The sequence below is a fragment of the Pseudomonas brassicacearum genome (assembly GCF_003732175.1).
In the GTDB taxonomy this organism is placed as follows: domain Bacteria; phylum Pseudomonadota; class Gammaproteobacteria; order Pseudomonadales; family Pseudomonadaceae; genus Aquipseudomonas; species Aquipseudomonas brassicacearum_G.
The window spans coordinates 196,812-202,811 of record NZ_MOBI01000001.1 but is presented as its reverse complement, the minus strand read 5'-3'; the positions used below and the strand labels follow the sequence as shown (position 1 = coordinate 202,811).

Genomic DNA, 6,000 nt, shown 5'->3' with positions numbered 1-6,000 from the left:
TTGATTTCTTGCGGCCAAAGGTCAAGCAATAGGGCTTAACTGATCGGCATTACCCTCGCGGGCCTCTTTTTTATTGACGCATTACTTGGTCTGCATGCTTTCGGTCACACCCGCGGTGTTATCCAGCAAGCTCTTGGTCGCCGTTTGCAGGAACGCTTCCAGCTTGAGCTTCAGCTCAGCGGTACGCGGTGCATTCGGGATGATTTCGGCATGCGGGTTGGCACCCAGTTGGTACTGGTACATCTTCGGGTCCATTTCCTTTTCCTTGGGCAGAATCAGGATCTGGTCAGCCGTGACGATGGCCGTGGTCTGTTCAGTACCCGATGGCTTGATCACGCCAAAACCGGTGTCGCCTTGCGGCAGGTTGAGCAGGTCTCGTCCCCAGCACTGTTGACGCACTTCGCCACCGAGGCGGCCCATGATGGTCGGCACAATGTCGATCTGAGTCCCCACGGTGTGGTCACGCTGACCAAACTTTTCCTGGATGCCCGGTGCAATCATCAGCATCGGCACGTTGAAGCGGCCCAAGTCCATTTCGGTGATTTGACGCTCGTTACCGAAACCATGGTCGCCCACGATGACAAACAGGGTTTCCTTGAAGTACGGCTCTTTACGAGCCTTTTCAAAGAACTGCCCCAACGCCCAGTCGGCGTAACGCATGGCGGTCAAATGCTCGTTCAGGCTGCCACGATCAGTGACTTTTTCGACCGGCAATGGCGTCGGCAAGGCATAGGGAGTGTGGTTGGACAGGGTTTGCAGCAGTGCGTAGAACGGCTTGCCTTCGCGCGCCTTGAGTTCCTGCAGGCCACGGTCGAACATGTCCTGGTCGGACACGCCCCACGTCGGGTCGGAGAACACCGGGTTGACGTAGTCGTTACGCCCGATGAAGTTGGTCATGCCCTGGTTGCTGAAGAAGCCCGACTGGTTGTCCCAGGCAAAATCACCGTTGTAGACATACACATCGTCGTAGTTACGGGCGCTGAGCAGCTGTGGCAGGCCGGACAGCTTGTGGCTGCCTTCCGGGGTCTGCATCAGGTATTCGAAACCTGGCAGGTTCGGGAAGCAGGCCATGGTGGCGAACATGCCCTGGTGGGTATGAGTACCGTTGGAGAAGAAGCGGTCGAACAACAGGCCTTCTTTCGACAATTTGTCGAGGTTGGGCGTGATGTTGCCAGGCGCGCCCAAGGCCCCTACCGAGTGACCGGCCATGCTTTCCATCAGGATCACAACGACGTTCTTGATCGGCAGGGTCTTGTCGGCCGGTGGCGTGTAATCGCGGCGTACCGCGGCAATATCGGCATCAACCAGCTTGTCGTCCGGCATCACCAGCATATCGCGGACAATTTTCTGGGCCTCAGACTGCTCCATGGTCGGCTTCCAGATATTGTCGCGTTCTTCGGACATGCGGCTCTTCGCGGCAGCAACCAACTGCAACGTGCCGTTCAGGCCCAACTGGTTGGCGAAGTTCGAGTCGGTGGTGTAAACGTCACCCCAACGCAGCGGTGGCCCCTGACGCAGCGTGCCACGGGCAGCCACGACGCAGATCAACAGGCAAACCACGAATACCGCGATACGCGCATACCACGGGGCTACCTGACGAGTGCTGATGGCGCCACCGCTGAACGGGCCGCGCGGGCGGGTTGCACGGTCGGCGCCCTTGAACGCCAGGCTCAGCAACCAGGTGCCAACGGCCCAGGCCAACAGATAACGCACGACCGGGAAGCCGTACCAGAGCATGCTCATGACGGTTTTCGGATCTTCCTTCACATACTGGAAGACCAGGCCGTTGAGGCGCTGGTGGAACTCACGGTAGAAGTCCATTTCCATCAGGCCGAGGAATAGCGCGATGCTCGAGGCAATGGTCAGCCAGAACCGGAACAGACCGCGGGCTGCCATCGCCCGGACACTGAACAGGGACAGCAATAGCGGAATGCTGAGGTAGACCACCAGACGCAGGTCGAAACGCAAGCCGTTGGCGAAGGCTTCGAGGAAGGTCGAGGCGGGTGTGTCGAGGATCATCTCCCGGTTGTACACCAGCAGCGCAACGCGCAGCAGGGAGAGCATCGCCATCATGACCACGGCACAGAGCAGTGTGTACGCCAGATGCGATTTGACGGTCGGTTGCAGCAAGCGATTCGAAGCTCGCTGCTGACTCAGGGCGTCCGGGTTAGCCATGTCGTTTATAGGACTCATTGGAAGTTGAAGTTTCAAAGATGTTGCGGCGCCCTGCCCTCTCCTTGCGATTACTTGCAGGAAGGATCGGGAGCTTGCGCGATGCGCAAATGTTGCACGATCACTCACAGCATTGCCATTCATTACTGGCAAGCACCCCCCAAAGCCTGGCTTCCAGGGCTCTGGAACAAGAGTCACAGGGGGTTGAGTGTTAAATCGGCGTGGGTGAATTGTCTTGGAGCGTTTGTGAAAATTTCGTGCAACGTATATCTGGAAACACAAAAAGGGCCTCGCGGCCCTTTTCGGTCAGCCCGGCTTAATCATTACTCGGCTTGTTCACCGCTTGCAGCACATACTGCGGAAGAGCGAATGCGCCAATATGGATTTCCGGATTGTAGTAGCGCGTGATGATGCCACTGCCGGCAAAACGCTGACTGAGGGTTTCGCGCGACAGCTTGCGGTAAGCCGTGTTGGTCGCGCCCCAGGCAAACGTCATGGCACCGCCGATATAGGTCGGCACCGCAGCCTGATAGAAGTGCCAGTCCGGGAACAGACTACGCAAGCGCCCGGCGGTGGTTTTCACTTCTTCGATCTGCATGAACGGCGTGCCGTTCTGGGTCACCAGAATACCGCCTTCATTCAGGCAGCGGCGGCACGCCTGGTAGAAGTTCTCCGAGAACAGCACTTCACCCGGACCGATCGGGTCGGTGGAGTCAGAAATGATCACGTCGAATTTTTCCTGGGTGGTGGCGACGAAACGCATGCCGTCGTCGATCACCAGGTTCAGGCGTGGGTCATCGAACGCACCTTTGGAGTGGTTCGGCAGGAACTCCTTGCACATGTCGACCACTGTGCCGTCGATTTCGACCATGGTGATGTGTTCGACACTGCGGTGCTTGGCCACTTCACGCAGCATACCGCCATCGCCACCGCCGATGATCAATACGCGCTTGGCGGAGCCGTGAGCCAGGATCGGCACATGGGTGAGCATCTCGTGGTAGATGAACTCGTCGGCTTCGGTGGTCTGGATCACGCCGTCCAGCGCCATGACCCGGCCCATGCGCGGGTTCTCGAAAATCACCAGGTGCTGGTGCTCGGTGCGCACTTCGTGCAGCAGTTTTTCCATGCGAAAACGCTGGCCGTAGCCTTCGTAGAGGGTTTCCAGGTACTCGCTGGTCTTGGTGGTGCTCATGGGAAGTCCCCCGGTGAATGCTGGTGGCAACGGACGGTTACCCGCCCACGATGGACAATCGCAGGCGCCGGGCAAGCGATTGTCCAAGGAAAGGCGCGCATTCTACGTCGCCGAACATGACAGGTCGAACCTTCGTCAGTCCAAAGATCACTCAAACACACAATGAACCCTGTGGGAGCGAGCCTGCTCGCGATGAACGATGACTCGGTTTAACTGACAAACCGCGGCGCCTGCATCGCGAGCAGGCTCGCTCCCACAGGGTGACGTGTCGACATAGAGGGCGGTGTCAGAGCCGCACGTTGCCCCGGGGGCCCGCAATTGCCCAAATAACCAGGCCCAGTACCGGAAGCAGAAGAATCAGCAGCACCCAGATGATTTTCATCCCGGTTTCCGCGCCGCTTTTAAGCACGTTGATGATCGCCCAGATATCCAGCGCGAGGATGATCAGGCCAACCAGGCCATTGAAAGTGGAACCCATGGTGTCGCTCCCAGGAGAAGAATTTCCCCCTTAGGATAGTCGGGCCTGACGAGGGCTCCGTTTTATTACGTCTGGCGCCGTAATAGCCTTAAACGTGGATTGCCACTTTCAGCGCTTCCAGGGACGGCGCCGCGGCAATCCCGATGTGCGCACACAACTCCAGCACCCGCGGGACATCGTTGCCATAGACCAGCACGACCTGAATCTCGTCATCGAGCAGCTGGCTGAAGTTCATCAGCGTGTAACCGCCGTTTTCCGGGTTCATGCTGCCCATCTGGATCTGGATGCGGTTGAGTGCAGTCAACGCTTCGGTCTTGGCCAGTTGCTTGGGCTTGATATTGAACGCCACGCCCGGGCCGAAAGACGCAACGATCTGCTCGAACAGGTCCATGTAGGTGTCGGCCTGGAACAGCACGGTTTCCGGCAGGCTGCCGACCACCACCCATTCACCCAGCGGGATCGGGAAAGTGTCGTCGTAGTTGATGTCCGGGTTGGCCGCCAGAAACGCCTCGGGATCGGCATAGGCCTGGGCGGCTTCATCGGCGATCTGCACAATTTCCGCCTCGCTCATGCAGCCGGAGCTGATTTTGCTGATGAGTTCGATGAGTGCGGCTTTCATGGGCGGATCCTGTAGCGAGGGAGTTTTGAGGGCGCGAAGGATAGCGCATTCGCGAATGGATACCGAGCCCAAGAGTCGGAACACAGACTTGTGGCAGGGGCTTGCCCGAATGCCAGCCAGTTAAGACTCGGACCCTTTGGGAGCGTGGCTTGCCCGCGAAGAACGATGACGCGCAATGCCTGAAAAAACGCGGTGTTCGCTTCGCGAGCAAGCCCGCTCCCACAGGATTTGTGCCGGCCTCAGGATCAACCGAGCAGCTTCTGCAGTTGTGCCGTGGTGTCTGCCGCGCCCATGGTCCTGGCCGCGTCCAGTGCGCTGATGCCGTTGGCGTCCTTGGCTTTGGGATCAGCACCTTTACTGATCAGGTAGTCGACAATGGCGGTGCGATTGAACATCGCGGCCATCATCAACGCCGTGCGGCCGTCAAAGGAAGAACCTTCAACCTCGGCGCCACCTTCGACCAAGGCGGTCACCACTGCCAGATCGCCTTTGAACGCCGCGCCGGCAATCGGACTTTGGCCATTTTCGTTGCGAATCTCTGGATCGGCCTTGTGCTCAAGCAGCACTTTCACTGCATCGACGTGGCCGTGATAGGCGGCCAACATCAGCAAGGTGTCGCCCTTGTGATTACGCAGGTTCGGCGGCAGGCCTTTGCTCAGCAGTGCGGCGAGCATCGCCGCGTCGCCATCACGGGCCTTGTTGAACACCTGCTCGGCAAACTCCGCGGCTTCTTCCGGGGTCATCTGGCGGGATTTGTCTGTCATTGGGGACTCCACATTCGGTCAATCGCAAAGCCGCTAGTTTCCTTAAGCAGCGTGACACCTGTCACCCCTTTTTTCTCTCGCCAGGCCATAGCCAGAATCAATAACGGAACTTGCCAGCGTGGATATCCGCCAGTACCTGTTCGGTGATCTGCACATAAGTGTCCGAGCCCGGCAGCCAGGCGTAGATCGGATCGTCGCCGGTTTTGCGCGGATCGAAGGCTTCATCCTTGAACCGCTGTACACGCGGCTTTTGAAATGTTTTGTATCCAGGGTGATACCGCCGGCAATCGCCGTAGGGTTGTCCGTACACGGCACCCGCAAGCCGGCAAAATGCAGGATGCACGATGGCCACTCATGCAAAATGCACGAAGCCGAAAAAATCAGTGATTTTCAAGCCATTGATTTACAAAAGATTTATAAAATAGCGGTACTGGCACAATCAGTGCAGCTATCACTCCATGCTTGCCATTCAAGTGCAAACGGAGCTGATAGACATGAGCCTGATCCAGGAAAAATTTTCGTCCCTGTTCTCAAACTTCGACGTCACCACGCAAGCGCGCCCTGACGGCGGTATTCTGCTGACGCTCAATAGCAGCGATGGCCGAATGTTCAAACGCTCGATTTCCTACGCTCAATTGCACGCCGGCGATCAACTGTCGTGGGTAATCAGTGCCATTCGCCGTGACTTGGCCGAACAGGCCAGCGAACTGCCGCAGATTTCAATGCTGCAAAGCCAACAGCGTTTCGCCTTGCCGACCTATCACTCGAGATAAGT

General features: G+C 57.9%; 7 protein-coding genes. 1 reads left to right on the top strand and 6 read right to left on the bottom strand.

The window, feature by feature from the left end:
• Window positions 1-81: 81 nt before the first annotated feature.
• From BK658_RS01050 to BK658_RS01025, 6 genes are all read right to left on the bottom strand, one after another.
• Window positions 82-2,175: an LTA synthase family protein gene (locus tag BK658_RS01050; RefSeq protein ID WP_123580369.1), complete on the bottom strand. Its 2,094-nt coding sequence runs from the start codon at window positions 2,173-2,175 to the stop codon at window positions 82-84.
• A 313-nt stretch (window positions 2,176-2,488) separates the two neighbouring features.
• Entirely contained in the window at window positions 2,489-3,364 is an 876-nt protein-coding gene (gene speE, locus BK658_RS01045; protein WP_123580367.1) for a polyamine aminopropyltransferase, read from the bottom strand.
• A 286-nt stretch (window positions 3,365-3,650) separates the two neighbouring features.
• Window positions 3,651-3,842: a PLDc N-terminal domain-containing protein gene (locus tag BK658_RS01040; RefSeq protein WP_123580365.1), complete on the bottom strand. Its 192-nt coding sequence runs from the start codon at window positions 3,840-3,842 to the stop codon at window positions 3,651-3,653.
• An 88-nt stretch (window positions 3,843-3,930) separates the two neighbouring features.
• Window positions 3,931-4,461: a hypothetical protein gene (locus BK658_RS01035; RefSeq protein WP_019693013.1), complete on the bottom strand. Its 531-nt coding sequence runs from the start codon at window positions 4,459-4,461 to the stop codon at window positions 3,931-3,933.
• A 245-nt stretch (window positions 4,462-4,706) separates the two neighbouring features.
• A complete protein-coding gene (locus BK658_RS01030; protein WP_123580363.1) occupies window positions 4,707-5,225 on the bottom strand; it encodes an ankyrin repeat domain-containing protein in 519 nt (172 codons plus the stop codon).
• A 97-nt stretch (window positions 5,226-5,322) separates the two neighbouring features.
• Window positions 5,323-5,568, bottom strand: a complete 246-nt coding sequence (locus BK658_RS01025) for a hypothetical protein (protein WP_123580361.1) — start codon at window positions 5,566-5,568, stop codon at window positions 5,323-5,325.
• Window positions 5,569-5,719: 151 nt separating this feature from the next.
• On the opposite strand from BK658_RS01025, the gene BK658_RS01020 reads away from it, so the two are divergent.
• The gene (locus BK658_RS01020) at window positions 5,720-5,998 is read left to right on the top strand and encodes a DUF3509 domain-containing protein (RefSeq protein ID WP_123580359.1); all 279 of its coding nucleotides are present in this window, start codon (window positions 5,720-5,722) and stop codon (window positions 5,996-5,998) included.
• Window positions 5,999-6,000: the final 2 nt, after the last annotated feature.